This is a genomic window from Streptomyces sp. NBRC 109706, from assembly GCF_000974485.1.
Classification (GTDB): Bacteria; Actinomycetota; Actinomycetes; order Streptomycetales; family Streptomycetaceae; genus Streptomyces.
Genome location: NZ_BBOM01000007.1, coordinates 365,801 through 391,804, shown reverse-complemented (window position 1 = coordinate 391,804; position 26,004 = coordinate 365,801). Strand labels below are relative to the sequence as shown.

Here is a 26,004-nt window from a genome sequence, read left to right as displayed (position 1 = left end):
CCCTCGTCGCGCGGTGCCGTGGACCGCCTACCGGCCCACCGGCCTACACGTCGAAGTACAGCTCGAACTCGTGCGGGTGCGGGCGCAGCTGCATCGGCGCGATTTCCTTCTCGCGCTTGAAGTCGATCCAGGTCTCGATCAGGTCGGATGTGAAGACCCCGCCGGCCTGCAGATACTCGTTGTCCTGCTCCAGGGCCTCAAGGACGGCCGGCAGCGAGGTCGGCACCTGGGGGACACCCGCGTGCTCCTCGGGGGCCAGCTCGTAGAGGTCCTTGTCGATCGGCTCGGCCGGCTCGATCTTGTTCTTGATGCCGTCCAGGCCCGCCAGCATCAGCGCGGAGAACGCGAGATACGGGTTGGAGGACGGGTCGGGCGCGCGGAACTCGACGCGCTTGGCCTTCGGGTTGGAGCCGGTGATCGGGATCCGCATCGCCGCGGAGCGGTTGCGCTGCGAGTAGACCAGGTTGACCGGCGCCTCGAAGCCGGGGACCAGCCGGTGGTACGAGTTGACCGTCGGGTTGGTGAACGCCAGCAGCGAGGGCGCGTGCTTGAGGACGCCGCCGATGTAGAAGCGCGCGGTGTCCGAAAGACCGGCGTAGCCCTGCTCGTCGTAGAAGAGCGGGGTCTCGCCCTGCCAGAGCGACTGGTGGACGTGCATCCCGGAGCCGTTGTCGCCGAAGATCGGCTTCGGCATGAAGGTGGCGGTCTTCCCGTTGCGCCAGGCGACGTTCTTCACGATGTACTTGAAGAGCATCAGATCGTCGGCGGCGGCCAGCAGGGTGTTGAACTTGTAGTTGATCTCCGCCTGGCCCGCGGTGCCCACCTCGTGGTGCTGGCGCTCGACCTCAAGGCCGGCGGCGGTCAGTTCGAGGGAGATCTCGGCCCGCAGGTCGGCGAAGTGGTCGACCGGCGGGGCCGGGAAGTAACCGCCCTTGTAACGGACCTTGTAACCCCGGTTGCCGCCCTCCTCGATGGCACCGGTGTTCCAGGCGCCGGCCTCGGAGTCGATGTAGTAGTAGCCGGCGTTCGACTTGGTCTCGAAGCGCACGTCGTCGAAGACGTAGAACTCCGCCTCGGGACCGAAGTAGGCGGTGTCGGCGATACCGGAGGAGGCCAGGTAGGCCTCGGCCTTCTTCGCCACGTTCCGCGGGTCACGGCTGTACGCCTCGCCCGTGATCGGGTCGTGGATAAAGAAGTTGATGTTGATCGTCTTGTCCTTGCGGAAAGGATCAACCCGCGACGTCGAAAGATCGGGAACGAGCGCCATGTCGGACTCGTGGATGGCCTGGAAGCCGCGGATCGACGACCCGTCGAACATCAGGCTGGCCGTCGGGTCGAAAGCCTCGGCCGGGACGGTCACATGCTGCATGATGCCCGGCAGGTCGCAGAAGCGAACGTCGATGAACTTGACGTCGTTGTCCGCGATGTACTTCTTGATCTCGTCGGCGTTTCGGAACATCCGAATGTCCTCCTAGCCCCGACCCGGGAAGGCGGGGGATGTGCAGCTCGGGAATGGCCCGTCGCGCGGGCCTGCCGGGGCCGACCCTAAGGACAGGCCATTTCTCGGGCATGACCCACTTGTTTCCCCAGTGTTAACCGGACTTCTCGCCGGATACCGGCGGCACGCCGGGAGGTGGCGCGCGCTACGGTGGGGGTGTGGACAACGGGCAGGCAATGGGAGCGCGGCCCTCCGGCCCCCGCGTGGCGGCCGAAGGAGTGGGAATCGACCTCGGCTATCGGGGTGAGCGGCTGGGGCTGCCCCGGGAGGGGCCCGGCTCCCTGGCCACGCTCGGCCGGCGCCTCGCCGCCCTCTGCGTGGACTGGGGGCTCAGCGCGCTGATCGCATACGGTCTTATCGCCGACGGCGATATCGCCGCCACTAACAACTGGACGCTGCTGGTCTTCACCGTGATGGCCATGTCGACGGTGGGCACGCTGGGGATGACGCCGGGCAAACGCCTGTTGGGGATCCGGGTGGTGCACCTCAGCGGCCAGCGGTTGACGTTCCCCCGCGCCCTGCTCCGCACCGCTCTGTTGGCACTCGCCATTCCCGCCCTGATCTGGGACCGCGAGGGGCGTGGCCTCCACGACCGCGCGGTGGGCTCCGTCCAGGTGCGGCTCGGTGGGGCCGTCACGGCACCGCCGTCGGAAACCACCGACTGACGGTCTCATCCGGTCGCGTTTTCGATCACACCCGGTCCGTCCCGATCCGGTTCGGGCGGGACGGACCGGTTCTGTCTCAGGAGGCGCGGAAGCTCACAAAGGTGCCCGCCTCGAAGCTGCGCAGCGTGCCGAGCGCGGTGGCCTGGCCCGAGCAGTCGGCGGTGCGGTAGGCGGTCACATCGCTGACGTTGCTGTAGCCGACCAGCAGCGCGGCGGTGGCCGGGAACGCGGTGCACTCGCCCGAAGGGTTGGGGAAGTGCGCGACCGGCGTGCTGTAGTCGGCGGCGTAGAAGACAAGACCGGTGCCGGGCGCGGACGTCGAGGCGGGAGAGGCCACGGCGGGGGAGGCGGCGAAACACAGCGCCGCGGCCGCCGCGGCGAGGCCCAGGGTGTTGCGCAGGATGCTTCTTGGCATGGGGGTTCCCTCCTGAGTCATCTACGGGACCCCATGATTGTTGCGGATTCAACGATGGAAGTAACCCCCTCGGCGGGCAGCAAACGGCCGTTGGCCGTGGTACCGGACCTCGGGGGTCCGGCACCACGGCCAACGGGCGTTTGCCGACGGCAGCCGGCGGGTGCCGGCGGGTGCTCGCCGGCGGGGGCTCAGCGGCCTCGGCGGGGAGCCTGGTTGTTGCCCTTGAGCCGCATCCCGCCCTTCGGCAACGGGCCTTTGGGGATCGGCATGTTGTTCATCAGATCGCCCATGGCGCGCAGGCGGTCGTTGATCTCGGTGACCCGGGGGCCGGCCAGCACCTTCGGGTACTTGATGACCCGCTTGCGCAGATGCTTCAGCTCCACCTGGCCCTCGCCGGTGCCCACCACCAGATCGTGCACCGGAACGTCCGAGATCACGCGGTTCATCCGGCGCTTCTCGGCCGCGATCAGGCCCTTGACCCGGTTGGGGTTGCCCTCGGCGACCAGCACGACGCCGCGCCTGCTGACCGCCCGGTGCACCACGTCCTGCTGACGGTTGACCGCGACGGCCGGGGTGAAGACGACGCCCCGCTTCATGTTCTCCAGGACGGCGGCCGCCGCGCCCGGCTGCCCCTCCATCTGGCTGAACGCCGCCCGCTCGGCTCGGCGGCCGAAAACGATCGCCGTGGTCAGCAGCGCGACCAGGAAGCCGAGGATGCCCAGATAGACCGGGTGCCCCCAGAGAATGCCAATGCCCAGAATGATCCCGAACGTGACCAGGAAGACCAGAATCAGCCATAGACCGATCCATCGATCGACCCGCTTGGCCATCTTGTAGGTCAGGCCGATCTGCTTCAATCGCCCTGGGTTCTCGGAATCCTGTTCCTTTTCCTTCCGCGCCATGCGGGCAAGTCTACGGCGCGCCCGGCCCCCCGGACGCCCGGGTGGTCGGCTGGGGGGCGGACAGCGCCGCCGGCGCCTCGGAGGCGGCCCCGCTCGCGCGCAGCGCACGCTCCGCGTCCCGGTGGGCCGCCGCCCGTTCCTGGTCCTCCCGCACCGCGGACCAGGCGTTTCGCAACGCCGTGCGCTGACCGCCGGCCAACAGCCGCTGCTCAAGCGCCCGCAGCGCGCCGCCCACGGTGGGCCGCTCCAGATGAATCTGATGAATGTGCCGCACCATTCCCACCACCGAGCCCCCACCCAGCCTGGACTGCCTGGACAACAACGTTCCCCCTCATCGTTACCGAACGGTGTTTCCACCCCATGACCCCGGGGTCAACAACCGGCCTCGGGGTCACCAACGCGCCGCCACCGTCAGGCCGCACGCGCCGCCTCGCGCCGCTCCATCGCCTGCCGGTAGAGCCGGCCGGCCCGGTAGGACGAACGGACCAGCGGACCGGAGAGCACCCCGGCGAAACCGATCTCCTCCGCCTCCTGCTGCAACTCCACGAACTCCTCCGGCTTCACCCAGCGCTCCACCGGGTGGTGCCTCGGGGTCGGCCGCAGATACTGCGTGATGGTGATCAACTCGCAACCCGCCTCGTGCAGGTCGCGCAGCGCCTGGCTGACCTCTTCCCTGGTCTCGCCGAGCCCCAGGATCAGGTTGGACTTGGTGACGAGCCCGGCCTCCCTGGAGCTGGTCAGCACCCCGAGCGACCGCTCGTAGCGGAACGCCGGCCGGATGCGCTTGAAGATCCGCGGCACCGTCTCCACGTTGTGGGCCAGCACCTCGGGACGCGAGTCGAAGACCTCGGCGAGCTGCTCGGGCACGGCGTTGAAGTCCGGGATCAGCAGCTCGACGCCGATGCCCGGCATCGCCGCGTGGATCTGCCGCACTGTCTCCGCGTACAGCCAGGCGCCGCCGTCCGGCAGATCGTCGCGGGCGACGCCGGTGACCGTGGCGTACTTCAGGCCCATCTGCCGTACCGAGTCGGCCACCCGGCGCGGCTCGTCGCGGTCCAGATCGGCCGGCTTGCCCGTGTCGATCTGACAGAAGTCACAGCGACGGGTGCACTGTTCGCCACCGATCAGGAACGTGGCCTCCCGGTCCTCCCAGCATTCGAAGATGTTCGGGCAGCCGGCCTCCTGGCAGACCGTGTGCAGACCCTCGCGCTTCACCAGACCGTGCAGCGCCTGATACTCGGGGCCCATCTTGGCCCGGGTCTTGATCCACTCCGGCTTACGTTCGATCGGGGTCTGACTGTTCCGGACCTCAAGACGCAGCATCTTGCGGCCGTCAGGCGCGACAGCGGACACGTCCGGCTCCCTACCACTTTCGATTCTGATGCGAACTACAGCCTACGCCTCTGGATGTGTGGGTGATTCGGGTCACACGGCCCGGGGCAGCAGGGTGGCGCTCGCCCATACCTCCCGCAGCTGCCGCTCGACCACGGGCAGCACCTCGGTCACCCCGATGTCCCGCCCCAACTCCTGGGAGAGCGACGTCACTCCGGCGTCCCTGATGCCGCACGGAACGATCCGGTCGAACCACGTGTTGTCCGGATCGCAGTTCAACGAGAAGCCGTGCATCGTGACGCCCTTGGCCACCCGGATGCCGATCTGGGCCAGCTTGCGGTCCTCGTGCCGCTGCCCCGCGTTGGACGGCGCGTACTCGGGCCCGTTCAGCCGGGGGTCGAACTCCTCGTCGTTGAGCCGGGGATCGAAGTCCAACGCGAGACCACCCCGATCGGGGCGCGCCCCCGCCGGCACCTCCTCGCCCAGCACCCAGACGCCGCTGCGCCCCTCGACCCGGGTGGTCTCCAGACCGAACTCGGCGCAGACCTGGATCAGGGCGTCCTCCAGCCGGCGCACATGGGCCACCACATCGACCGGACGTGGCAACTTCATGATCGGATAGCCGACCAACTGGCCGGGCCCGTGCCAGGTGATCTTTCCGCCGCGATCGACATCGATCACCGGCGTTCCGTCGAGGGGGCGCTCGCTGTCCTCCGTGCGCCGGCCGGCGGTGTACACCGACTGGTGCTCCAGGAGCAGACAGGTGTCGGGGATCTCATCCGCGAACCGGGCGGTGTGCACCCGGCGCTGTTCCTGCCAGGCGGTGTGGTAATCCACCGCCTCGGCTCCGAACCCCAGATGGACAAAGCGCAGCTCGTCCACTGCAACTCTCTCTTTCCGTACACGTGCTTGGCACACACGTTCTGGCGACACGCACTGGCGTCTCGGAATCAACTCTAAGCCCGCCCCGAGGCGGCGACGGGGGTGGCCTCCGGCTCACACATACGGATGAATCATCGGCCGCGGCGGCGTTGCGCCCTGGTGGGGCCGTTACATTCACGCCGTTCCAGCCGCACAGCCGTAAGGCAGGAGACCGCATCGCCGATGTCTACGGAACGACCCGGAGGCCCGGCCTCCCCGCAGTCCGCCACGCCGCGCAACCCGAACCGCCAGCTGGCCGCCCTGATCGCCGAAGCCGGCTTCTCCCACGCGGGGCTGGCCAGACGAGTCGACCAGCTCGGCCTTGAACACGGCCTCGACCTCCGGTACGACAAGACCTCGGTCACCCGCTGGCTCCGCGGTCAGCGCCCGCGCGGCACCACCCCGGCGCTGATCGCCGAGGTGTTCACCCGGCGGCTCGGCCGACGACTCTCCGCCCAGGACCTGGGCCTTGAGGCGTGCGCCCCCGTCTACGCAGGGCTGGAGTTCGCCGGCAGCCCGGCGGAGGCGGTGGACATCGTCGCCGGCCTCTGGCGCAAGGACACCGGCGGCTACGCGGAGCTGCGCAAGATCGCCTTCACCCCGGCGGGGCTCGTGGTGCCCAGCCGGGACTGGCTCATCGGCCGCCCCGACGAACGGGTCGCCAGGGGCGAGACCATCGACGGCGGCGCCGCGCACGACCACCCGCCACCCACCATCCGCGTCCCCGAACAGCTCCGTGGCCACGGCCCGTTGGCCCCCGGCGGCCGGCCGGCGGCCCGGGTGGGCCGCCCCAACCGCATCGACCGGGTCGAACGCGGCCCGGGCCAGCGGGTCACCGCGGGGGACATCGCCGCGCTGCGCTCGGTCGCCGACCTCTTCCGCGGCCTCGACCAGTCCTACGGCGGCGGCCACGCCAGACAGGCGCTGGTGCGCTATCTGGAGCACGAGCTGGAGCCGATACTGCGCGGCGGCTACGGCGAGCAGACCGGCCGAAAACTGTTCTCCGCCGCGGCGGAGCTGACCCGGCTGGCCGGCTGGACCGCCTACGACATCGCGGCCCACGGGCTGGCCCAGCGGTACTTCGTGCAGGCCCTCCGACTGGCCCAGGCGGCCGCCGACCGTGGCTACGGCAGTTATGTGCTGGTCTCCATGAGCCGACAGGCGGTCTATCTCGGCCACGGCCGCGAGGCCGTCCAGCTGGCGCGGGTCGCCCAACAGGGCATCGCCAGCTCCGTCGCGCCCGTGGTGCAGGCCCTGCTGCACTCGGCCGAGGCGCGCGGGCACGGCCTGCTCGGCGAGGTCAGATCCTGCACCGCCGCCATGGCCAGAGCGGAACGGGCCCTGGAGGCGGCACGGCCGGGCGAGGACGTTCCCCGCTGGGCACGGTTCTTCGACGAGGCGCAGCTGGCCGACGAGTTCGGGCACTGCAACCGCGACCTCAAGCAGTATCGGGCCGCGGCCCGGCACGCCGAACGCTCCCTCCAGCTGCGCCCGCCCGAGTACGCGCGCAGCCGGCTGTTCTGCCGGGTCGTCCTGGCCTCGGCCAGGCTCGGCCTCGGCGATGTCGAACAGGCCTGCGTGCTGGCCGCCGAGGCGGCCCAACAGGCCAACGAGATGCGCTCCGCCCGCGCCCACGAGTATGTGCAGGAGTTCGAGAGACGCCTGGAGCCGTTCCGTGACGCGGCGGCGGTCCGCGCCTACCGCGAGAAGACGGCGGTCCTCCGCTGAGCCGTCGGGCCCGGCCGGCCTCGGCAGACCCCGGCCGTGCCCGGGCCGCCGAGGGCGGCTGGGCACGGCCGGGGCGGGGGCGGCCCCGCCGGGGCAGGCCGGGCAGGCCGGCGTGCGCCGGGGGCGGGCCACCCTCCCTGCCGGGGGGCCCCGGGCCGTCGCCGCGTTGACACATCGGAGCGTCGGATGGTTGCCGGGGGCGGGTCGTCACTGGGGGCGTGGGTGAAGGTGGGGCGGTGCTCCGGGGAGAGGCCGGTGCCTGCCGGTGTCCGGGGTGCCGTTCCGCAGGGCCCCGACGAGCCGGCCCCGCCGGGGCCCTGCGGGCCCCACGTCCCGCTCCTTCCGGTTTCCCGCCCCGCCCCGGCTCGGCCGGTTTCGTCCCTTCCCTGGCTGTTGCCGCCCCGGCCCGGGCCCCGTGGTCGTCGCTGCTCCGGCCAGGGCTTCGCCTGGCCGCCGGGTTCCGGCTACGCCGCGTGGGGGGTGGGGAGGTCGAGGTCGGTGAGGAGGGCTTGGGTGGTGCGGTGGGCGGAGGCGAGGTCGCCGGTGATGCCGGGGGTGTCGCGGTGGTCGCCGCAGACGTAGAGGCCGTCCAGGAGTCGGACCGGTCGGCGTCCCGGGTGGGTCGGGGGGAGCACGGGGACGGCCCAGGGGTCGTGGTGGGTGGCCAGCAGCCGCCAGTCGTCGGCGGCCACGCCGTACAGCTCGCCCAGTTGGGGCCGCGCGGCCTTGTCCAGCAGGTCCGCCGGCTCGGCCGCCTGGGGGCCGAGGACCACGGAGGTCACCAGGGTGAGGCCGGCCGGCGCCCGGGTGGGGTCGGCCGCCGAGGCCGCCATCGTGTGCGCGACCGGGCCCCGCGCGCCCGCCTCGACCAGCAGCGCGGGGCCGGTCACCGGCAGCGCCGGGGCCGCGTGGTGGAGGACAGTCATCTGGTGGAAGCGCGGCATTCGTAGCCCGGGCAGCAGCCGCGCGGCGGTCGCGGCGCCGGTGGCCACCACCACGGCGCGGCAGCGGAACGCGCCGTGGGACTCCGTCTCCACCACCGTGGTCGCCGCCGAGGTGACGCGGACGCCGGTGCGGATGGCGTCGGGCGGCAGTTGGGCGGCCAGCGCCTCGGGGAGGGTGGCGGCGCCGCCCTCGGCGAGGGCCAGTCCCCGGCGGGCGAAGGCGCGGAGCACGGTGTCGCCCAGGCGGCTGGACGTGGCCAGTTCGGGGTCGTGCAGCAGCGCGGCCAGCAGCGGGCGCAGGATCTCCTCCGCGATCCTGGCCGGGATGTCCCGGCTGGTCAGGGCCTCGGCGGCGGTGACTTCCGGCCGCGCGCCGAGCTGTTCGTCGGGGAGCCGGCCGAGGCGCGCCAGGTTGGCGCGGAGCCACAGCTGGTCGAACGAGGCGACGTCGGCGCTCGCGTCGGCGTCCGCGTCGGCGTTCGTTTCCGGCGCGTCGGGGGTCGCCCCGAGCCGGGTGGTGGGGCCGGCGCCGTGCAGTTGGACGCCGCCGGTCAGTCTGCGGAGCGGTATGCGGCGCGGCAGCTGGGCCAGCGCCGGGGAGTCGGGGAAGGCGAGCTGGCTGGTGCGGTCGAGGCGGAAGCCGTCCCGGTGGTCGGTGACCAGCCGGCCGCCGATCCGGGGGGCCGCTTCGAGTACGGTCACCGCGAGGCCGGCGCTGTGCAGCCGGTGGGCCGTGGCCAGCCCCGCGGGGCCGCCCCCGATGATGACAACGTCGGTGTCCGTGCGTCGCGTTCGGCTGCTGAGCACTGGGCCTCCTGGTGAGGTGGTCGGTGCGTCGGAGCGGCTGATCAGGCGAGTGGCCGGTCGGCCTTCGTACCTGATGCCCACTGGCGGGCGAGCAATGCGTTCCGAACCGGAGCCGACCCTCTCACGCCGTACCGAAACCGGCAGAGCGCACGGACCGGGCACGGGCGCACAGGGGGGTGGCACGGTTGCCGCCCCCCGGCGGTGGAGGCTGGGGCGGGGCTCAGCCGAGGGCGGCGCGGACCGCGTCCTCGACGGTCGGGTGCTGGAAGGTGAAGCCGGCGGACTGGAGCCGGGCCGGGAGGACCCGTTGGCTGCCGGTGACGTCCTGGGCGAACTCGCCCAGCACCACGCGCAGCACGGGGGACGGCACGGGGAAGAGCGTCGGACGGTGCAGCACCCGGCCCATGACCCTGGTGACCTCGCGGTTGGTGGCCGGGTGCGGCCCGGTGAGGTTGACGGGCCCGGCCAGTTCGTTGTCCTCCTGGAGCAGGAAGCGCAGCGCCGCCACATGGTCGGTGAGGGAGATCGCGCTCCAGTACTGGCGTCCGTTGCCGATCCGGCCGCCGATGCCGGCGCGGAAGATCGGGAACAACTTGCCCCAGGCGCCGCCCTTTCGGGCGACGACCAGTCCGGTCCGCAGCTGGACGGTGCGGACACCGGCGCGCCTGGCCGGCTCGGCCGCGGCCTCCCACTCCTGCGAGAGGTCGGCCAGGAAACCGGTGCCGGGGCCGGCGTCCTCGTCCACCGCGCGGTCCCCGGTGTAGCCGTAGTAGCCGATGGCGCTGCCGCAGAGGAAGACGCGCGGGGGAGTGGGTTGGGCGGCGATGGCCTCGGCGATGGCGGTGGTGCCCAGCACCCGGCTGTCCCGGATCCGCCGCTTGTAGCTCTTGGTCCAGCGGCGGTCGGAGACGCCGGCGCCGGCCAGGTGCACCACGGCGTCGCAGTCGCGCAGCGCGGCGACGTTCGCGGCCCGGTCCTGGCCGCTGGGGTCCCAGCGGGCCTCCTGGCCGTTCCCCGGCGGGCGACGGACCAGGCGACGCACCTCGCCGCCCTGGGCGCGGAGCGAGGCGACGAGCGCTCCGCCGATCAGGCCCGAGGCGCCGGTGACGGCGACGCGTTGGGGGAGCCGGGAGGTGTACGGGGTGTCAGCTGCCATGGCGTCATCCTGGCGGATCAGACGGTGGCCGGGCCACCCGGGAGGCCCGGGGCGCCGGGGATGTCGGGTCCGACGCGGAACCGCGCCCACAGCCGGGGGTAGGCGTCGGCCAGCGCGGTCTCGTCCGTCAGGTCGACGGGGGCGCCCAGGGGTTCGACGCCCGGCTCGGGCAGTCCCGGGTCGGGGAGTTCGAGGCCGGTCAGCCGCTCGTAGGCGTCGAACGCGGCGTAGCCGACCTCCTCGGCCTCGCCGTCGACGGTCTCGTCGAACGTCGGGAGCAGTTCGGCGAGATCGTCCGGATCGGCCAGTGCGCCCTCGAAGAGGCGTCGGCCCTGGGCGATCAGCCAGCAGCGGAAGTTCTCGAAGGTGTTCTCGTCGGCGCCGCCGAGCAGCACCAGGGCGGCTCCCCTGAGGTCCCAGCGGTAGGCACGGGAGAACCTGGCCTCGAAGTGCCGGGCGAAGTCGTGCACGGTTTCGGGGTCCAGCTCGACGAGTCGTTCCACCAGCAGTTCGGCGTGCAGATCGGGGTCGCGGCCGGCCGCCTCGCGGGTGCGGTCGATCAGCGCCCAGAACTCCGTCTCGTCCATCACGGCAACAGGATCGGCGCCGGGGCGCGCGGGCGCACGCCGGGTTCACCTGTTCGGCGGGCGCGGCTGGCGCGGCGGGGGAAGGCGGTTCGGAAAGGACGGGTGTTCTCGGAAAGCCGGACAGAGGGTGTCGGGATTGGCTGTCAGGGTCGTCGGTATCCGGAGCCGAACAGGGCTTCCGAACGGATCGACTTGTCGATCAACCGACTGTGGAGGATGTGCGTGACGGAGCGGGAAAGGCCGTTGGCCGGACGGATCGCCCTGGTGGCGGGGGCGACGCGGGGCGCGGGGCGTGCGATGGCGGTGGAGCTGGGCCGGGCGGGTGCGACGGTCTATGTCACCGGCCGCACCACCCGTTCGCGGGTGAGCGAGGTGGGGCGGACCACCGAGACCATCGAGGAGACGGGCGAGCTGGTCACGGCGGCCGGCGGCGAGGGCATCGCGGTGCCGACCGACCATCTGGAGCAGGACCAGGTGCGGGCGCTGGTGGAACGCGTCGACCGGGAGCAGGGACGGCTCGACATCCTGGTGAACGATGTCTGGGGCGCCGACCATCTGCTGGATGTCGGGTTCACCCGGAAGCTGTGGGAGCTGGATCTGCGGCAGGGGCTGCGGATGCTCAGGCTCGGCGTGGAGACGCACATCGTCACCAGCTACTTCGCGCTTCCGCTGCTGATCAGGAACCCGGGTGGGCTGGTCGTCGAGGTGACGGACGGCACGGCGGAGAGCAACAGCAAGTACCGCGAGGAGTTCTTCTACGATCTGGCGAAGTACGCGCCGCTGCGGATGGCGCAGGGGCTCGCCGATGAGCTGAAGGGCTTCGACTGCACGGCGGTCTGTGTCTCGCCCGGCTTTCTGCGTTCCGAGGCGATGTTGGACACCTACTTCGAGGTCACCGAGGAGAACTGGCGGGACGGGATCGCCAAGGATCCGAACTTCGCGATCTCGGAGACGCCGACCTACCTCGGGCGCGGTGTCGCGGCGCTGGCCGCCGACCCGGAGCGGGCGCGGTGGAACGGGCGCTCGCTGGACAGCGGCGGGTTGGCCAGGGAGTACGGCGTGACCGATGTGGACGGCTCGCAGCCGGACAGCTGGGGCTTTATCGCCAAGACGGCGGCCGGCGAGCAGGTCGACGTGGCGGACTACCGCTGACCCGCGCCGGTGGGGTGCGCCGGCTCACCCCACCGGCGCGCGGATCGCATCGAGGACCAGGGCGAGCAGCCGCGCGGGGGGCGGTTGCCGCACGCCCCCCTCGGCGTCCCGCGCGGTGACCAGGGCGATGCCGACCACCAGGGCCAGCAGTTCGTCGACGGTGAGGTCGGGGCGGGCGGCGCCGTCCCGTTGGGCCCGGGTCAGGACGGCGCCGGCGGCGTCCCGCAGCCGCTGGTGGCAGTCGAAGCCGAGGCCGCCCGTCTCGGCCAGCAACAGGGCGCTGCCCAGGCCCTGTTGGTTGCGCGCGTGGTCGAGGAAGGCGCTCAGCCAGTCGGCCAGCGCCCGGTCGGCGTCGGGTTCGTCCCGCAGGGTCTCGGCGTGCCGGCAGAGGGTCTCGATCCGGTCGGTGAGGACGGCGGCGAGCAGTTCGGTGCGGCCGGGGAAGTGGCGGTAGAGCGTGCCGGGGCCGACGCCGGCGCGGCGGGCGATCTCGTTGAGCGAGGCGTCGGGGCCGTCGGCGGCGAAGGTCTCGCCGGCGGCCCGCAGGATGCGCGCGCGGTTGCGCCGCGCGTCGGAGCGCCGGCGGGATGCCGCCGTTCCCTCGGGGGTGGGGCCGGCGCCGTGCTCGGTCAGTGCCTCGTCCATGCGCCCATCCTGCACCGCCGGTGGGCGGACGCGCGCGGGGAAGGCCCCGGGGCTCATCCGGAGAACTTCTCCGGATGGGCCCCTCTCTGGTGTAGGGTGGCGCGACAGTGAAACGGAGAAGTTCTCCGCTTCATGGGACGTCTTCGACGCCGATGCGAGGAGTGGGATGACCGTGGGGTCAGGGGAGAGGGCCGCGACGGCCGGTCGGCCGCTCGGCGGGCTCGGGCCCGTGGGGCTGTGGACGTTCGCCTTCGACGCCCGGCCGGCCGGCCTGGTGCGGGCGGCCGCCGCCGAGGTGGACGAGCTGGGCTGGGGAGCGCTGTGGTTCGGGGAGGCGTTCGGGCGGGACTCGGTGAGCCAGGCGTGGCTGTTGCTGTCCGCGACGCGCCGGCTCACCGTCGCCTCCGGGATCGCCAACATCACGCTGCGCGATCCGATCGCGCTGGCCGGCGCCGAACGGGCGTTGGCCGACGCCTTCCCCGGCCGCTATCTGCTGGGCCTCGGCGGCCACCGGGTGGACGACACGGTGCATCTGCTGGACGGCTACCCCATGCCGGCCAAGGGCAACGCGGTCGCCACCATGCGCGCCTACCTCGACGCCATGGACGCGGTGCCCGCGCACGGCCCGCCGCCCGTGACCCCGCCCCGGCGGGTGCTCGCCGGCCTCGGGCCGAGGATGCTGGCGCTCGCCGCCGAACGCACGCTGGGGGCGCACCCCTACTTCGTGCCCGTCGAGCACACCGGGCGCGCCCGGGAGACGATGGGCCCCGACGCGTTCCTCGCCGTCGAGCAGGCGGTGGTTCTCGACCGCGACGTCGACCGGGCGCGCGAGGTGGCCACCGCCCATGTCGCCGGCTATCTGGCGGCGCCACACCAGCTGCGCAGCCTGCGCCGGCTCGGCTTCACCGACGACGATCTGACGCCGGGGCCCAGCCGGCGGTTGGTGGACGCGATCGTTGCCTACGGGGATCTTGAGGTCGTCGAGCGGCGGGTGCGGGAGCAGCTGGCGGCCGGTGCCGACCATGTCTGTCTCCAGGTGCTGACCGCCGATCCGTCGGCTCTTCCGCTGCCGGAGTGGCGGGAGCTGGCCCCGGCGTTGGTCGGTCCGACGGCCGGGCGCGGATGATCCGGCGCCGGGGGTCAGCCCAGCGGCGGCGGATCCCCGGTGTGCCAGACCGGCTCGATCGCGAGTGAGTCGAACCGCCAGCCGGCGGCCGTGCGCGCCAGCGTCCCGTGCCAGTAACCGCCCACCACCAGCAGCGGGTTGGCGTTCGGGCCGCGCCCGCGCAGCGTGGAGTCGTGGTGCACATGGGTCATCAGCGCGTTCCAGCCGGCGCGCGCCGTCGCCCCGTCCGGGGCCACCTCCACCAGCAGGTCCGTCGCCTGGTGCTGGGTGCGGTCGAAGCGGCCCAGCGCCTCCGCGTTCAGCCGCGCCACCGCGGCCCTGCCGCGCGCGGTGCCGACGGGGGTGGTGACATGGGCGTCGTCGGCGACGAACCGGGCGGTCGTCTCCTCGTCCAACTCCCGTCGGTCGTACGAGCGGAACATCCGGCTGACGAGATCGGCGATCTCCCGGCGGTCCCCGGCGTCCCGGGCGGTGGCCTCTGCTGTGGTCATGACGCCGATCGTGCTACTTCAAGCTCGGTTGAGGTCAACCGCCGCGCCGTTGTCGGGGCCCCGCCGGTAGAGCGCCGCCGCGTCCGCCGTGGCCCGGGCGAACCGGGCGCGCAGCTCGGGCGGCCGCAGCACCTCGGCGTCCGCGCCCAGCGCCAACAGCTGGTCGAAGGCGACATCAAGGGACTCGACGGCCAGCGTGACGGTCACCCGGCCGTCCGCGTCCGGCGCCCCGGCGCCGGCGACGGCCTCCTCGGCCGCCGCCCGGTCGGTGTGGTGGCGCAGCCGCCCGACCCCGGCCTCGGTGAGCCGCAGCCCGACGGTCTCCCGCAGGATCGCGCGGGCGAAGGCGGCGGCCTGCTCCGCCCAGAAGGCCGGCAGGTCGAACTCCGGCTCCCGGTCGAACGGTTGGCCCCCGAGCGTCACCTCGGAGAACCGCGCGACGCGGTAGATCCGGTGCTCGCCGCCGTCCTCGGCCGGGCGCGCGGCCAGATACCAGGCGCCGGCCTTGAGGACCAGGCCGTAGGGCTCCCACTCCCGTGCCGCCGTCGAGCCGTCGCCCCTGCGGTAGCGTCCGGCGAACCGCAGATCGCCCCAGACGGCCTCGGCGATCAACGGCAGCTGCTCCGGGGTCTCCGGGGCCTGCCACCAGTGCGGGGCGTCCAGATGGAAGCGTTGGGCCGCGCTCCGCTCGGCGTCCCTCAGCTCCGGCAGCAGCGCCGCCGACACCTTGAGCCGGGCGGCCGACGCGGTGTCCGCCAGGCCCATGTCGCGCAGCGCGGACGGGACGCCGGAGAGAAAAAGCGCCTCCGCCTCGTGCCGCCCCAGACCGGTGAGCCGGGTCCGGTAGCCGCCGACCAGCCGGTAGCCGCCGGTGCGGCCCCGGTCCGCGTAGACCGGGACGCCCGCCTCGGAGAGCGCGGCCACATCCCTGGCCACGGTTCGCTCCGAGACCTCGAGTTCGGCCGCCAACTCGCCCGCGGTCATGGAACGTCGCGACTGCAGCAACAGCAACAACCTGATCACCCGAGCCGCGCGCATCCCCCCACTCTCGCGGACCGGGGCGCCTACCGTCCACGCCGGGTCCCGGCAGCGGGACATGCGACGGCGGGTTCGACGAAACGGCTCGCGGGGTGCCGACGGGCTCTGGCACGATGGGCGAACCGTGAGGGCCGGGTCCCTGGGATCGTTGGCGCGACGTTGGGGACCCGGGCCTCGGGTAGAGCCGCGCCACTCGGCAGGACAGGTGCTTGATGTGGCGCGGCTCTGTCTTCTCCGAAACTCTAAGCCTCTGATCGATGATCGATCAAAGCATTCGGCAAAATTGACACCCCGTGCCAGGGCATAGGGGGACAGACCGGGGAAGATCAGGCACGCGGTGCACAGTTCAACACATGCTCCTTGACCAGCTGACCGATCCCCGGGTCGCGGCGCAGGAAGGCGTCGATCAGCTCCTGGTGCTCCTCGGCATAGGAGCGCTGGCGGGTGCCGAGCCAGCGGATGGAGAGCGCCGTCCAGATCTCGATGCCCAGCGACTCCCAGGTGTGCAGCAGCACGCTGTTCCCCGAGGCGCGCACCAGCGTGTGGTGGAAGGCCACGGTGTGCCCCACCTGGGCCTCCGCGTCCTCCCGCCGGTCCGCCTCGGTGAGCGCGGCCACCTCGGCCAGCAGCGCGGAGGCGTCGTCGGCCAGCCGGTCGGCCGCCAGTTCGGCCGCGATCTGCTCAAGACCCGCCCGCACCGGATAGATCTCCTCCAGATCGGACGCGGTCAGCTTCCGCACCCGAACGCCCTTGTTGGGCGCCGATTCGATCAGCCGCAGCGTCTCCAGCTCGCGCAGCGCCTCCCGTACCGGCGTCTGGCTCACCTCCAGCTCGACCGCGATCCTGCGCTCCACGATCCGCTCGCCCGGCTGCCACCGCCCGCTGACGATGCCCTCCACGATGTGCTCGCGGATCCGCTGCCGCAGCGAGGGGACGATGGGCGGGCTCATGGCATGCTCCTGTCCGGCCGTCGGCGGCCGCACCGCCGTTGACCTTCTCTTGACCTGGGGACAACGGGCCTTGACCCGAGGACCAACGGGCCGCGCCCCGCCCGAAGCAGTTCGGGCGGGGCGCGGCCGGCGTCGGCTCAGAGGCCGAGTTCGCCCTCGAACGCACCGGCTTCCAGCCGGGCCTTGATGTCCGTCAGATAGCGGGCCGCGTCGGCGCCGTCCACCAACTGGTGGTCGTAGGACAGCGTCAGGTACACCATGTCGCGGATCGCGATCGTCTCGCCCAGATCCGGGTGGTTGACCACCACGGGCCGGCGCACGGTGGCCCCGATGCCCAACTCGGCGACCTGCGGGTAGTTCACGATGATGGTGTCGAACAGCGCACCGCGCGAACCGGTGTTGCTGATCGTGAACGTGCCGCCCGCCATGTCGTCGGGGGCCAGCCCGCCCTTGCGGACCTTGCCCGCCAACTCGGCGGTCTTCTTGGCGATCCCGGCCAGGCTCAGGTCACCGGCGTTCTTGATCACCGGGACCATCAGGCCCTTCTCGGAGTCCACCGCGATGCCCACGTTCTCGACATCGTGGTAGGTGATGGTGCCGTCGTCGTTGATCTTTGCGTTGATCGACGCGTGCGACTTCAGCGCCTCGGCCGCCGCCTTCACAAAGAACGGCATGGGGGAGAGCTTGACCCCCTCGCGGGCCAGGAAGGACTCCTTGGCCCGCGCCCGAAGCCGCATCACCTTGGTGACATCGACCTCGACCACCGAGGACAGCTGCGCCTGGTTCTGCAGGGCGCGCATCATGTTCTCGCCGATCACCTTGCGGATGCGCGGCATCTTGACGGTCTGACCGCGCAGCGGCGAGGGCTGGGCCGGGGCGGGCGCCTGGGCGGCCGGGGCCGCCGCGGGAGCCTTGGCGGCCGCCGCCTTCGCGGCCTCGGCGGCGGCGAGCACATCCTGCTTACGGATGCGACCGCCCACCCCCGAACCCTTGACCTGGGCCAGATCGACGCCGTTCTCGCTGGCCAACTTGCGCACCAGCGGGGTGACATAGGCGCCGTCCGTGCTCGGCGCGGCCGAGGCCCTGGGGGCGACGGCGGGGGCCGGGGCGGCCTGCGGCTTGGGCGCCGCCGGGGCGGGCGCCGGAGCCGGAGCGGCCTGCGGCTTGGTCGCTGTCGGGGCGGGCGCGGCCTGCGCCGGCTCGGGGGCCGGGGCGGGCTCGGGCGCGGGGGCCGCCGGGGCGGGAGCGGCGGCGGGGGCGGCGCCGGCGGCACCGATCACGCCGAGCTTCGCGCCGACCTCGGCCGTCTCGTCCTCGCCGACCGTGATCTCCAGCAGGGTGCCGGCGGCCGGTGCCGGGATCTCGGTGTCGACCTTGTCGGTCGACACCTCCAGCAGCGGCTCGTCGGCCTCGACCTCCTCGCCGACCTCCTTCAGCCAGCGGGTGACGGTGCCCTCGGTGACGCTCTCGCCGAGCGCCGGGAGCAGCACCTCGGTGCCCTCGGCCGAGCCGCCCGAGGGGGCGCTCGCGGCCGGCGCGGGCGCCGAAGGGGCGGGCGCGGCCTGCGCCGGCTCGGGCGCGGGGGCGGGCTCGGGGGTGGACTCGGCCGCGGGCGCCGGCGCGGCCGCCGGGGCGCCCGAACCGTCGTCGATCACGGCCAGCTCGGCACCGACCTCGACGGTCTCGTCCTCGGCCACCTTGATGGCCGACAGAACACCGGCGCTCGGTGCCGGGATCTCGGTGTCGACCTTGTCGGTCGACACCTCCAGCAGCGGCTCGTCGGCCTCGACATGGTCGCCTTCGGCCTTCAGCCAGCGGGTGACGGTGCCCTCGGTCACGCTCTCGCCGAGCGCCGGAAGGGTTACGGAAACCGCCATGGTTTCTGTTGCTCCTTACGAAAAGTGGCAGTGGGTTACGCGCGCTCTGGGGTACGCGGCCAGGTCAGTCGTGGGAATGCAGCGGCTTGCCGGCCAGGGCCAGATGGGCTTCGCCCAGCGCCTCGTTCTGGGTCGGGTGTGCGTGGATGAGCTGCGCCACCTCGGCGGGCAGCGCCTCCCAGTTGTAGATCAGCTGGGCCTCGCCCACCTGCTCGCCGAGCCGGTCACCCACCATGTGAACGCCGACGACGGCGCCGTCCCTGACCCGCACGAGCTTGATCTCGCCCGCCGTCTTCAGGATCTTGCTCTTGCCGTTGCCCGCGAGGTTGTACTTGAGGGTGACCACCTGGTCGGCACCGTACAGCTCTTTGGCGCGCGCCTCGGTGACCCCCACCGAGGCCACCTCCGGGTGGCAGTACGTCACCCGGGGCACCCCGTCGTAGTCGATCGGCACCGGGGAGAGCCCGGCCAGCCGCTCCGCCACCAGGATGCCCTCGGCGAAGCCCACATGGGCCAGCTGGAGGGTGGGGATCAGGTCCCCCACGGCGGAGATGGTGGGGACGTTGGTGCGGCAGTACTCGTCGACCCGGACGAAGCCACGGTCGATCGCGACCCCGGCCTCCTCGTAGCCCAGGCCCTGCGAGACCGGGCCCCGGCCGATGGCCACCAGCAGCACCTCGGCCTCGTAGGTCTTCCCGTTCTCCAGGGTGACCCGCACGCCGTCGGCGGTGTACTCGGCGCCCTTGAAGAAGGAGCCGAGCGAGAACGCGATGCCCCGCTTGCGGAAGGCGCGCTCCAACAGCTTGGAGCTGTTCTCGTCCTCCACCGGCACCAGGTGCTTCATGCCCTCGACGATGGTCACGTCGGCGCCGAAGGACTTCCAGACCGACGCGAACTCCACGCCGATCACGCCGCCGCCCAGCACGATGGCCGACTTGGGCACCCGGTCCAGGACCAGGGCGTGGTCGGAGGAGATGATCCGGTCGCCGTCTATCGTCAGACCCGGCAGCGACCTGGGCACCGAGCCCGTGGCCAGCAGCACGTGCCGGCCGGTGTAACGCTGTCCGTTCACATCGACCGAGGTCGGGGAGGAGAGCCGGCCCTCGCCCTCCACATAGGTGATCTTGCGGGAGGCGACCAGCCCCTGCAGCCCCTTGTAGAGACCGGAGACCACGCCGTCCTTGTACTTGTGGACGCCCGCGATGTCGATGCCCTCGAAGGTCGACCGCACGCCGAACTCGGCGCCCTCACGGGCCGCGTCGGCGATCTCGCCGGCGTGCAGCAGGGCCTTGGTGGGAATGCATCCCTGGTGCAGACAGGTGCCGCCCAGCTTGTTCTTCTCGATCAGGGCCACGTCGAGACCCAGCTGGGAGGCGCGCAGGGCCGCGGCGTAACCACCGCTGCCGCCTCCGAGGATCACTAGGTCGAAAACGGTGCCGGCGTCGTTCGCCACGTCACGTTCCTCCATGGATGGGGTACACCTGCCGGTCCGCGCCGACCGGTCGGTGTCGTCTGTGGGCCGCGGGTAGTGCGGCTTGTTGTGGCTCGCCTGGGTGGTTGAGCCTGGCCCTGTCCTGCCGGAACACCATCTTCGCACCTGCCGGACGGTGGTGGGACGGCGGGCTGGTGACGACCGCCACACCTGCGGCGCCGCGCGCCGACGGCCCCAGCCCGCCTCCCGTCCCGGCCGTGTCGGGGCCGTCGGGCACGTCAGCCCAGGTCACCGTCCGCGGCGCGCTCCGCGAGCCGCAGCAGGGTGCGGATCGCCACGCCGGTGCCGCCCTTGGGCGTGTAGCCGTGCGGGGAACCGCCGTTGTACGCCGGGCCCGCGATGTCCAGATGCGCCCAGCGCAGGTCGGCCGGGACGAACTCCCGCAGGAAATGGCCGGCGAACAGCCCGCCGCCCAGCCGGGGCCCGACGTTCTGCAGGTCGGCGACCGGCGACTTCAGTCCCTCGGCGAGTTCGGCCGGCATCGGCATCGGCCAGGACTCCTCGCCGACCTCGGCGGCCGTCTCGTGCACCAGATCGCGGAACGCGTCCGTGCCCAGCACGCCGATGGTGCGCTCGCCGAGCGCCACCACCATCGCGCCGGTCAGCGTGGCCACGTCCACCAGCGCGTCCGGGTTCTCCTCGCACGCCTTCACCAGCGCGTCCCCCAGCACCAGCCGGCCCTCGGCGTCGGTGTTCAACACCTCGACGGTCTTCCCGCCGTACATGGTGAGCACGTCGCCGGGACGGGTCGCCGTGCCCGAGGGCATGTTCTCGGCCAGCGCCAGCCAGCCGGTCACATTGACCGCGAGGCCGAGCCTGGCCGCCGCCAGCACCGCGGCGTACACCGTCGCCGCGCCGCCCATATCGCACTTCATCGTCTCGTTGTGGCCGGCCGGCTTGAGCGAGATGCCGCCCGAGTCATAGGTGATGCCCTTGCCGACCAGCGCCAGCGTCGTGGTGGCCGCCGGGGCGCGGTAGGCGACCCGCACCAGCCGGGGCGGGGCCCCCGAGCCCTGACCCACGCCCAGCAGCCCGCCGAAGCCGCCCTCGGCCAGCGCCTCCTCGTCCCACACCTCGACGTCCACGCCGAAGCCGGGCGCGGTGGCCGTCACCGTGTCGGCGAAGACCGCCGGAGTCAGCGCGTTGGGCGGGGTGTTGACCAGATCACGCGCCCGGCCCACCTCCTCGGCCAGCACCAGCGCCCGCTGGGCGGCCCGGGTGTGGGCGTCGTCGGCGGCGCCCTCGTCCAGAACGGTCACCTGGCTCAGCGGCGCGCTGTCGGCGCCGTCGAACTCCCGGCCGCGGAACGCGGTGAACGCGTAGGCGCCCAGCAGCGCGCCCTCGGAGACCGCGGCGACGGCCGCGACATCGGCCACCGGCAGCGCGAACGCCGCGTGCGCGGAGCCGGCCAGCGCCCTGGCGGCGGCGCCGGCCGCGCGGCGCAACGTCTCCGGGTCGAACGCGCCCCCTTTGTCGGGGACGGCGCCCAGGCCGACGGCGAGCACCAGCGGGGCGGCCACGCCGTCGGGCGAGGCGATCCTGGTGACCTCGTTCTCACCGCCCTTGGCACCGAGGGTCTTCAGGGTCGCGGCCAGCGTCCCGCCGGTGGCGGCGTCCACGGCGGCGGCCGGCGTCGAACCGGCGGCCAACACGGGCCCCGACTCGCCCTTGGCGACGCCGATGACGACGGCGTCCGCCGGGACGGTCGCCGCGGAGAGGTTGCTGAGCGTCAGTGCAGTCACGGTGTTGGGGTTCCGTCCTCGTGTACGTGGTGGGCTGGTGGGCTCGGGATGGCCGGGGACCGGGGGAACCGGGGAATCCAGACAAACCGAAGAAACCGGACAAACCGGAGAAGCCGGGAAGAACCGGAAGCGGGGTCGGCGCCCGGCCATTCGGCACAGAAGACTACGCCGCGCCCGTCGGAGCCCAGGGGATCAGGTCGCGCCCACCACGAGCGTCACCAGCACCACGGCCGTCGCCGTCTCGCTCACCGCGCCCAGCACCCCGCCCGTCAGCCCGCCCAACCGGCCGCGCGCCTGCCAGAGCACCAACTCGGCGGCGGTCAGCCCCAGCACCACCGCGCTCGCCCCGACCACCGCGCCGGCGCCCGGCTCCCCGGCGGTCAGCGCGCCGACCGCGCCGGCCGCCGCGACCGTCAACGCGGCCAGCACCACCGCCGCCCCCGTCGACACGGAACGCGCCACCAGCGCGCCCAGCCCGGTGGAGCCGGCGGGGGGCAGCTCGCGACAGGCCCAGGCCACCCCGGTGCGCGAGGTCAGCACCGCGACGAGGACCGCGGCCGCCGCGTAGTCCTTGCCCTCGCCCGCCAGTTCGTGCACGGCGGCCACCTGGGTCAGCACGGCGAACAGCAGCGCCGGCACCCCCAGCCGGCCCACGCCGTGACCGCGCGCGATCCGCCGCGCCTCGTCCACCGGCCGGTCGCCGGCGAACGCGTCGGCCACCCCGGACAGTCCTTCGAGGGCCGACCCCCGGGTCAGCAACGCCAACGAGGCGACCGTCAGCACGCCGGTGAGCAGCCAGCCGACCTCGATCGTCAACAGCACCCAGCACAGCCCGCCGGCCGCCGCCCCGAGGGCGAGGCCGACCAGCGGCGCCACCCGCATCCCGAGCGCGGCCACCGCCCGCTCCCGGCGCGGGGCGCCGACCGGCAGCGCCGTCATGGTCCCGAAGGCGAAGCGCAGCCCCTCGCGCGGTGCCGCCATCCCGGTGGTCGGCGGCGGTCCCGGCGGCGGCAGCGGAGGTATCGGCGGCGTGGCGTTCATCAGTCCGCAGCGTAGCGCCGGAACGCTGAACGGTCATGAGCGACTGGTGGTATCGCAACATCGTGGAACCGGGCAAGCTGCCGCTGCTGCTCGCCCTGTTGGCCTTTGTGCTGACGTTTCTGATCACCCGTTGTGTGACCCGGCTGATCCGCGCCGGCAAGGGCCCGTTCCACGACATCTCGGCCGGCGGCCGCCATGTGCACCATGTGGTGCCGGGGGTGGTGCTCATGCTGGTGGGCGGCTTCGGCGGGGTGGCCACCGGCGGACGCGGCTGGGCGGCCGCGCTGCTGGCCGTGGTCTTCGGCATCGGCGCCGGGCTGGTGCTCGACGAGTTCGCGTTGATCCTCTATATGCAGGACGTCTACTGGTCCGAACGCGGCCGGCAGAGCGTCGAGGTCGTGCTGCTGACCACGGCGCTGGGCGGGATGCTGCTGGTCGGCTTCCTGCCGCTGGGCGTCGACGGCCTCTCGCCCGACGACCGGGACGACCGGGGCAATCTGATCGGCACCCTGCTGCTGCACTTCGTCTGCGCGCTGATCTCCCTGGTCAAGGGCAAGCCCAAGCTGGCCGTGCTCGGCGTGCTGGTGCCGGTGATCTCGATCGTCGGCGCGCTGCGCCTGGCCCGGCCCGACTCGCCCTGGGCGAAACGGCTCTACCGCCGCCGCCCACGCGCCCGCCGCCGGGCCGAACGGCGTGCCCGGCGGCACGACGCCCGCTGGGCCGGCCCGACCCGCCGCCTCCAGGACCTGGTGGGCGGCACCCCCACCGGCGAACGGGAGGGAACGTGAGCCGCTTCTCCGAGAGTTGACGGCGCGTCAGCCCGCCGCCGCCTCCGGCTCCACGGCCGGTTCATCCGTCGGCTGGTCGGCCGGCTCCGCGCGCACCGGCAGCTCGGCCGCCAGCGCGGCGGCCGCCCTGACCAGCGGGAACGCCAGCAGCGCGCCGCTGCCCTCGCCGGCCGTGACACCGTGGTCGAGCAGCGGCACCAGGGTCATCCGGTCCAACGCCTTGGCCTGCGCCGGCTCGCCGCTCACCTGCCCGGCCAGCCACCAGTCGGGCGCGCGGAACGCCACCCGCTGGCCGACCAGCGCACAGGCCACCGACACCACGCCGTCCAGCACCACGGGCGTGCGGCGCACCGCGCACTGCAGCAGGAAGCCCGTCATCGCCGTGAGATCGGCGCCGCCCAACGCGGCCAGCAGCCGCAGCTGGTCCCCCAGCACGGGGCGGGCGCGCCGCAGCCCGTCCCTGATCGCGGCGCATTTGCGCATCCAGGTCAGATCGTCGATCCGCACCGCGCCGCGCCCGGTGACCACCGAGGCGTCCGTGCCGCAGAGCGCGGCGACCAGCGCGCCGGCCGCCGTGGTGCCACCGACCGAGAGATCGCCGAGCACCAGCAGATCGGTGCCCGAGTCCGCCTCCTCGTCCGCGATGGCCATCCCGGCGCGGAAGGCCGCCTCCGTCTCCTCCTCGGTGAGCGTGTCCTCGATGTCGAGCCGGCCCGAGCCGCGCCGCACCCGGTGCCGGGTGACCTCGGCGGGGAACGCGTCCTCGGGACAGTCGACGGACATGTCGATCACCCGCAGCGGCACGCCGGCCTGACGGGCCAACACGGCCGCCGGGCTGACCCCGTCCAGCACCGCGCGCACCAGGCCCGCCGTGTCCCCTGGCCGCCGGCCAGAGACGCCGAGCTCGGCGACGCCGTGGTCGCCGGCGAACAGCAGCGCCCTGGGCCGCTCGATCGGCCGCACCGGCACCTGCCCCTGGGCCGCCGCCAGCCAGGCGCCGATCTCGTCCAGCCGGCCGAGCGCCCGGGGCGGCACCGTCAGCGTGGCCCGATGCCGCTCCGCCTGGCGGCGCAGCCGTGAGCTGGGACGTTCGATCAGTTCGCCGAAGTCGTCGAGTCGCAGACCACCCTCACTCATGCGCACGAGACTACCGTCGTGCCCACCGTGCCCCGCGGCCGCAGGGGGAGTGGGCGGTCATCTGCCCGGCGCGTGCGGGGAGTTCGCGCCGGGGGTCGGCCTCGTCCGCTCGCCGGGTCCGGGGTGGTGTCGAGGCGCGCGGGGTGCGCCTGTTCGCATCGCGCGCGGTGGTGCGTCCTGGCGCGAGGCGTGATTTAGTCTGCGAGCAAGGCAGTCACGGCGGTGAGTGGAGGCTTCGCATGGCCTGGGAGTGGCGCTTCGAGAGGGCGGACGGCTCGACGACCGAACCACCGCAGGATCCAGGGGACTTCGGCACCCAGGGGGACGCGGAGTCCTGGATCGGCGAGATCTGGCCGGAACTGATCGACGGGGGCATCGACCAGGTGACCCTTCTGGAGGACGGCAGCAAGGTGTACGGGCCGATGAGCCTGCACAGCGCCGTCGACGACTGATCCACCGACGAACGACCCACCGGCGGCGGGGCCGGCCGGGGGATCACGCCTCACCCAGCGTGACCTCGGCCTCCCGCCGCTCGTCGTTGCGCAGATACCGCACCTGCACGTCGCGTCCCGGGCGCTGCGCGGCCAGCGCCTCGGCCAGTGAGACCACATCGGCCACCTCCTCGCCGGCCAGCTCCACCAGCACATCGCCGGCCCGCAGCCCCGCGCGGTCCGCCGGTCCGCCGTCGGTGACCTCCACGACGGCCGCGCCGGCCGGCTGGAAGCCGTCGCCCAGCACGGTGCGCACCGAGATCCCCAGCGCCGCCCGGCCCGAGTCCACCACCCGCCCGTGCTCGATCATCTGGTCCGCCAGAAAGGTCACCGTGGACGCCGGGATCGCGAAGCCGATGCCGGGCGCCTGGCCGCCGCCCATCCCCGGATCCCGGGCGGCCAGCGTGGGGATGCCCACCACCTGGCCCGAGAGATTCACCAACGCGCCCCCGCTGTTGCCCGGGTTGATCGCGGCCGAGGTCTGCACCATGTTGCCCAGCGTCGCCTCGCCCTCGCCCTCGCTGACCGCGCGGCCGACCGCCGAGACGATGCCCTGGGTGACGCTGGAGGCCAACCCCAGCGGATTGCCCATCGCCAGCACGATCTGGCCGACCGCCACCCTGGACGAGTCGCCGAAGGTGGCGGGACGCAGCCGGTCCGGCGGATCGGACAGCTCGATCACCGCGAGATCCTGCTCGGGGTAGGAGCTGACCAGCTCCGCGTCCAGCGGCCGTTGACCGGTGGCCAGGGTGACCTGGAACGTCTCCTCGCGGCCGACCACATGCGCGTTGGTGACGATATGTCCCTCGTCGTCGTAGAGCACCCCCGAGCCCTGCTGCTCCTCGGTGGTGATCTGCACGACGGACGGCAGCACCTCGTTGACCACGTCCTGGTAGGTGCGCTCCAACTCCCCCGTCACCGTGGGCTCGGGCGCCTCCACCTGCTGTTCGGGGCCCGAGCCGGCGGCGTCGCCGGTGCAGCCCGCGAGCAGCGCGCAGAGAAGGAGAAAAGCGGGACGAAACGGATGCGGAAAGGCCATAACGGGCATTGTGGCCGCTGCCCCGCCGGCGGCGGCGGAG

Annotated in this window: 25 protein-coding genes; 6 read left to right on the top strand and 19 right to left on the bottom strand. The window is 72.8% G+C overall.

The features are described 5' to 3' along the window. Positions 1-43: 43 nt before the first annotated feature. Positions 44-1,459 carry a type I glutamate--ammonia ligase gene (glnA, locus tag AOM46_RS15985; RefSeq protein WP_062211799.1) on the bottom strand — a complete coding sequence of 472 codons (1,416 nt, stop codon included), beginning with the start codon at positions 1,457-1,459 and terminating at the stop codon, positions 44-46. 197 nt (positions 1,460-1,656) lie between these two features. Between glnA and AOM46_RS15980 the strand changes: the two genes are divergently transcribed. Then, positions 1,657-2,163, top strand: coding sequence for an RDD family protein (locus tag AOM46_RS15980; RefSeq protein WP_078856863.1), 507 nt, complete (start codon positions 1,657-1,659; stop codon positions 2,161-2,163). A 76-nt stretch (positions 2,164-2,239) separates the two neighbouring features. Here AOM46_RS15980 and AOM46_RS15975 read toward each other — a convergent pair whose 3' ends face one another. From AOM46_RS15975 to lipB, 5 genes are all read right to left on the bottom strand, one after another. Continuing rightward, entirely contained in the window at positions 2,240-2,578 is a 339-nt protein-coding gene (locus tag AOM46_RS15975) for a hypothetical protein (protein ID WP_062211794.1), read from the bottom strand. A gap of 188 nt (positions 2,579-2,766) precedes the next feature. Beyond that, positions 2,767-3,480, bottom strand: coding sequence for a DUF4191 domain-containing protein (locus AOM46_RS15970; protein WP_062211791.1), 714 nt, complete (start codon positions 3,478-3,480; stop codon positions 2,767-2,769). Between the two features lie 10 nt (positions 3,481-3,490). Then, positions 3,491-3,799: a hypothetical protein gene (locus AOM46_RS15965; RefSeq protein WP_370592725.1), complete on the bottom strand. Its 309-nt coding sequence runs from the start codon at positions 3,797-3,799 to the stop codon at positions 3,491-3,493. Between the two features lie 92 nt (positions 3,800-3,891). After that, on the bottom strand, positions 3,892-4,833 hold the full coding sequence (gene lipA, locus AOM46_RS15960) for a lipoyl synthase (protein WP_062211783.1): 942 nt from the start codon (positions 4,831-4,833) through the stop codon (positions 3,892-3,894). A gap of 72 nt (positions 4,834-4,905) precedes the next feature. After that, complete coding sequence (lipB, locus tag AOM46_RS15955) at positions 4,906-5,694, bottom strand: lipoyl(octanoyl) transferase LipB (RefSeq protein WP_062211780.1); 789 nt, start codon at positions 5,692-5,694, stop codon at positions 4,906-4,908. A gap of 222 nt (positions 5,695-5,916) precedes the next feature. Here lipB and AOM46_RS15950 point away from each other — a divergent pair, with 222 nt between their 5' ends. Further along, complete coding sequence (locus AOM46_RS15950) at positions 5,917-7,461, top strand: hypothetical protein (protein ID WP_062211777.1); 1,545 nt, start codon at positions 5,917-5,919, stop codon at positions 7,459-7,461. 464 nt (positions 7,462-7,925) lie between these two features. Here the strand turns inward: AOM46_RS15950 and AOM46_RS15945 are convergent, their stop codons facing one another. From AOM46_RS15945 to AOM46_RS15935, 3 genes are all read right to left on the bottom strand, one after another. Further along, on the bottom strand, positions 7,926-9,212 hold the full coding sequence (locus tag AOM46_RS15945; RefSeq protein ID WP_062211774.1) for an FAD-dependent oxidoreductase: 1,287 nt from the start codon (positions 9,210-9,212) through the stop codon (positions 7,926-7,928). A 220-nt stretch (positions 9,213-9,432) separates the two neighbouring features. Then, positions 9,433-10,368, bottom strand: a complete 936-nt coding sequence (locus AOM46_RS15940; protein WP_062211771.1) for a TIGR01777 family oxidoreductase — start codon at positions 10,366-10,368, stop codon at positions 9,433-9,435. A gap of 17 nt (positions 10,369-10,385) precedes the next feature. Further along, positions 10,386-10,955 (bottom strand): DUF4240 domain-containing protein, encoded by a 570-nt coding sequence (locus tag AOM46_RS15935; RefSeq protein ID WP_062211768.1) that lies wholly within the window; start codon positions 10,953-10,955, stop codon positions 10,386-10,388. A 216-nt stretch (positions 10,956-11,171) separates the two neighbouring features. Here AOM46_RS15935 and AOM46_RS15930 point away from each other — a divergent pair, with 216 nt between their 5' ends. Further along, positions 11,172-12,107: an SDR family oxidoreductase gene (locus tag AOM46_RS15930; protein WP_062211765.1), complete on the top strand. Its 936-nt coding sequence runs from the start codon at positions 11,172-11,174 to the stop codon at positions 12,105-12,107. 24 nt (positions 12,108-12,131) lie between these two features. Here the strand turns inward: AOM46_RS15930 and AOM46_RS15925 are convergent, their stop codons facing one another. Next, positions 12,132-12,752, bottom strand: a complete 621-nt coding sequence (locus tag AOM46_RS15925; protein ID WP_078856862.1) for a TetR/AcrR family transcriptional regulator — start codon at positions 12,750-12,752, stop codon at positions 12,132-12,134. A 166-nt stretch (positions 12,753-12,918) separates the two neighbouring features. Here AOM46_RS15925 and AOM46_RS15920 point away from each other — a divergent pair, with 166 nt between their 5' ends. Continuing rightward, positions 12,919-13,878, top strand: a complete 960-nt coding sequence (locus AOM46_RS15920; protein ID WP_062211762.1) for a TIGR03620 family F420-dependent LLM class oxidoreductase — start codon at positions 12,919-12,921, stop codon at positions 13,876-13,878. Positions 13,879-13,892: 14 nt separating this feature from the next. On the opposite strand, the gene AOM46_RS15915 is transcribed toward AOM46_RS15920, so the two are convergent. The 7 genes from AOM46_RS15915 to AOM46_RS15885 all read right to left on the bottom strand — a co-directional run bounded on the left by AOM46_RS15915 (position 13,893) and on the right by AOM46_RS15885 (position 22,509). Continuing rightward, positions 13,893-14,369, bottom strand: a complete 477-nt coding sequence (locus tag AOM46_RS15915) for a nuclear transport factor 2 family protein (RefSeq protein WP_062211759.1) — start codon at positions 14,367-14,369, stop codon at positions 13,893-13,895. An 18-nt stretch (positions 14,370-14,387) separates the two neighbouring features. After that, a complete protein-coding gene (locus AOM46_RS15910; protein WP_062211755.1) occupies positions 14,388-15,407 on the bottom strand; it encodes a YafY family protein in 1,020 nt (339 codons plus the stop codon). A 326-nt stretch (positions 15,408-15,733) separates the two neighbouring features. Further along, positions 15,734-16,357 carry a GntR family transcriptional regulator gene (locus AOM46_RS15905; RefSeq protein WP_062211752.1) on the bottom strand — a complete coding sequence of 208 codons (624 nt, stop codon included), beginning with the start codon at positions 16,355-16,357 and terminating at the stop codon, positions 15,734-15,736. A gap of 137 nt (positions 16,358-16,494) precedes the next feature. After that, positions 16,495-18,234 carry a 2-oxoglutarate dehydrogenase, E2 component, dihydrolipoamide succinyltransferase gene (sucB, locus tag AOM46_RS15900; protein WP_062211750.1) on the bottom strand — a complete coding sequence of 580 codons (1,740 nt, stop codon included), beginning with the start codon at positions 18,232-18,234 and terminating at the stop codon, positions 16,495-16,497. Between the two features lie 64 nt (positions 18,235-18,298). After that, complete coding sequence (lpdA, locus tag AOM46_RS15895; RefSeq protein ID WP_062212685.1) at positions 18,299-19,687, bottom strand: dihydrolipoyl dehydrogenase; 1,389 nt, start codon at positions 19,685-19,687, stop codon at positions 18,299-18,301. Positions 19,688-19,944: 257 nt separating this feature from the next. Further along, positions 19,945-21,468, bottom strand: coding sequence for a leucyl aminopeptidase (locus AOM46_RS15890; RefSeq protein WP_062211747.1), 1,524 nt, complete (start codon positions 21,466-21,468; stop codon positions 19,945-19,947). 192 nt (positions 21,469-21,660) lie between these two features. Beyond that, positions 21,661-22,509, bottom strand: a complete 849-nt coding sequence (locus AOM46_RS15885) for an adenosylcobinamide-GDP ribazoletransferase (RefSeq protein WP_062211744.1) — start codon at positions 22,507-22,509, stop codon at positions 21,661-21,663. A 35-nt stretch (positions 22,510-22,544) separates the two neighbouring features. On the opposite strand from AOM46_RS15885, the gene AOM46_RS15880 reads away from it, so the two are divergent. After that, complete coding sequence (locus AOM46_RS15880; protein ID WP_062211741.1) at positions 22,545-23,297, top strand: hypothetical protein; 753 nt, start codon at positions 22,545-22,547, stop codon at positions 23,295-23,297. A gap of 27 nt (positions 23,298-23,324) precedes the next feature. Here the strand turns inward: AOM46_RS15880 and AOM46_RS15875 are convergent, their stop codons facing one another. Then, positions 23,325-24,434 (bottom strand): nicotinate-nucleotide--dimethylbenzimidazole phosphoribosyltransferase, encoded by a 1,110-nt coding sequence (locus AOM46_RS15875; protein WP_062211730.1) that lies wholly within the window; start codon positions 24,432-24,434, stop codon positions 23,325-23,327. Positions 24,435-24,673: 239 nt separating this feature from the next. Here AOM46_RS15875 and AOM46_RS15870 point away from each other — a divergent pair, with 239 nt between their 5' ends. Then, positions 24,674-24,886 (top strand): hypothetical protein, encoded by a 213-nt coding sequence (locus tag AOM46_RS15870; RefSeq protein WP_062211727.1) that lies wholly within the window; start codon positions 24,674-24,676, stop codon positions 24,884-24,886. 43 nt (positions 24,887-24,929) lie between these two features. Here the strand turns inward: AOM46_RS15870 and AOM46_RS15865 are convergent, their stop codons facing one another. After that, entirely contained in the window at positions 24,930-25,964 is a 1,035-nt protein-coding gene (locus AOM46_RS15865) for a S1C family serine protease (RefSeq protein WP_062211724.1), read from the bottom strand. Positions 25,965-26,004 lie beyond the last annotated feature (40 nt).

Excerpts from the sequence above, each read along its gene's own strand:
- AOM46_RS15920 (WP_062211762.1), top strand. The coding sequence starts at position 12,919 with ATGACCGTGGGGTCAGGGGAGAGGGCCGCGACGGCCGGTCGGCCGCTC.
- AOM46_RS15915 (WP_062211759.1), bottom strand. The coding sequence starts at position 14,369 with ATGACCACAGCAGAGGCCACCGCCCGGGACGCCGGGGACCGCCGGGAG.
- AOM46_RS15885 (WP_062211744.1), bottom strand. The coding sequence starts at position 22,509 with ATGAACGCCACGCCGCCGATACCTCCGCTGCCGCCGCCGGGACCGCCG.
- AOM46_RS15975 (WP_062211794.1), bottom strand. The coding sequence starts at position 2,578 with ATGCCAAGAAGCATCCTGCGCAACACCCTGGGCCTCGCCGCGGCGGCC.
- glnA (WP_062211799.1), bottom strand. The coding sequence starts at position 1,459 with ATGTTCCGAAACGCCGACGAGATCAAGAAGTACATCGCGGACAACGAC.
- AOM46_RS15935 (WP_062211768.1), bottom strand. The coding sequence starts at position 10,955 with ATGGACGAGACGGAGTTCTGGGCGCTGATCGACCGCACCCGCGAGGCG.
- AOM46_RS15875 (WP_062211730.1), bottom strand. The coding sequence starts at position 24,434 with ATGAGTGAGGGTGGTCTGCGACTCGACGACTTCGGCGAACTGATCGAA.
- AOM46_RS15950 (WP_062211777.1), top strand. The coding sequence starts at position 5,917 with ATGTCTACGGAACGACCCGGAGGCCCGGCCTCCCCGCAGTCCGCCACG.
- AOM46_RS15925 (WP_078856862.1), bottom strand. The coding sequence starts at position 12,752 with ATGGACGAGGCACTGACCGAGCACGGCGCCGGCCCCACCCCCGAGGGA.
- AOM46_RS15910 (WP_062211755.1), bottom strand. The coding sequence starts at position 15,407 with ATGCGCGCGGCTCGGGTGATCAGGTTGTTGCTGTTGCTGCAGTCGCGA.
- AOM46_RS15870 (WP_062211727.1), top strand. The coding sequence starts at position 24,674 with ATGGCCTGGGAGTGGCGCTTCGAGAGGGCGGACGGCTCGACGACCGAA.
- AOM46_RS15865 (WP_062211724.1), bottom strand. The coding sequence starts at position 25,964 with ATGGCCTTTCCGCATCCGTTTCGTCCCGCTTTTCTCCTTCTCTGCGCG.
- AOM46_RS15905 (WP_062211752.1), bottom strand. The coding sequence starts at position 16,357 with ATGAGCCCGCCCATCGTCCCCTCGCTGCGGCAGCGGATCCGCGAGCAC.
- AOM46_RS15880 (WP_062211741.1), top strand. The coding sequence starts at position 22,545 with ATGAGCGACTGGTGGTATCGCAACATCGTGGAACCGGGCAAGCTGCCG.
- AOM46_RS15940 (WP_062211771.1), bottom strand. The coding sequence starts at position 10,368 with ATGGCAGCTGACACCCCGTACACCTCCCGGCTCCCCCAACGCGTCGCC.
- AOM46_RS15930 (WP_062211765.1), top strand. The coding sequence starts at position 11,172 with ATGTGCGTGACGGAGCGGGAAAGGCCGTTGGCCGGACGGATCGCCCTG.
- sucB (WP_062211750.1), bottom strand. The coding sequence starts at position 18,234 with ATGGCGGTTTCCGTAACCCTTCCGGCGCTCGGCGAGAGCGTGACCGAG.
- AOM46_RS15970 (WP_062211791.1), bottom strand. The coding sequence starts at position 3,480 with ATGGCGCGGAAGGAAAAGGAACAGGATTCCGAGAACCCAGGGCGATTG.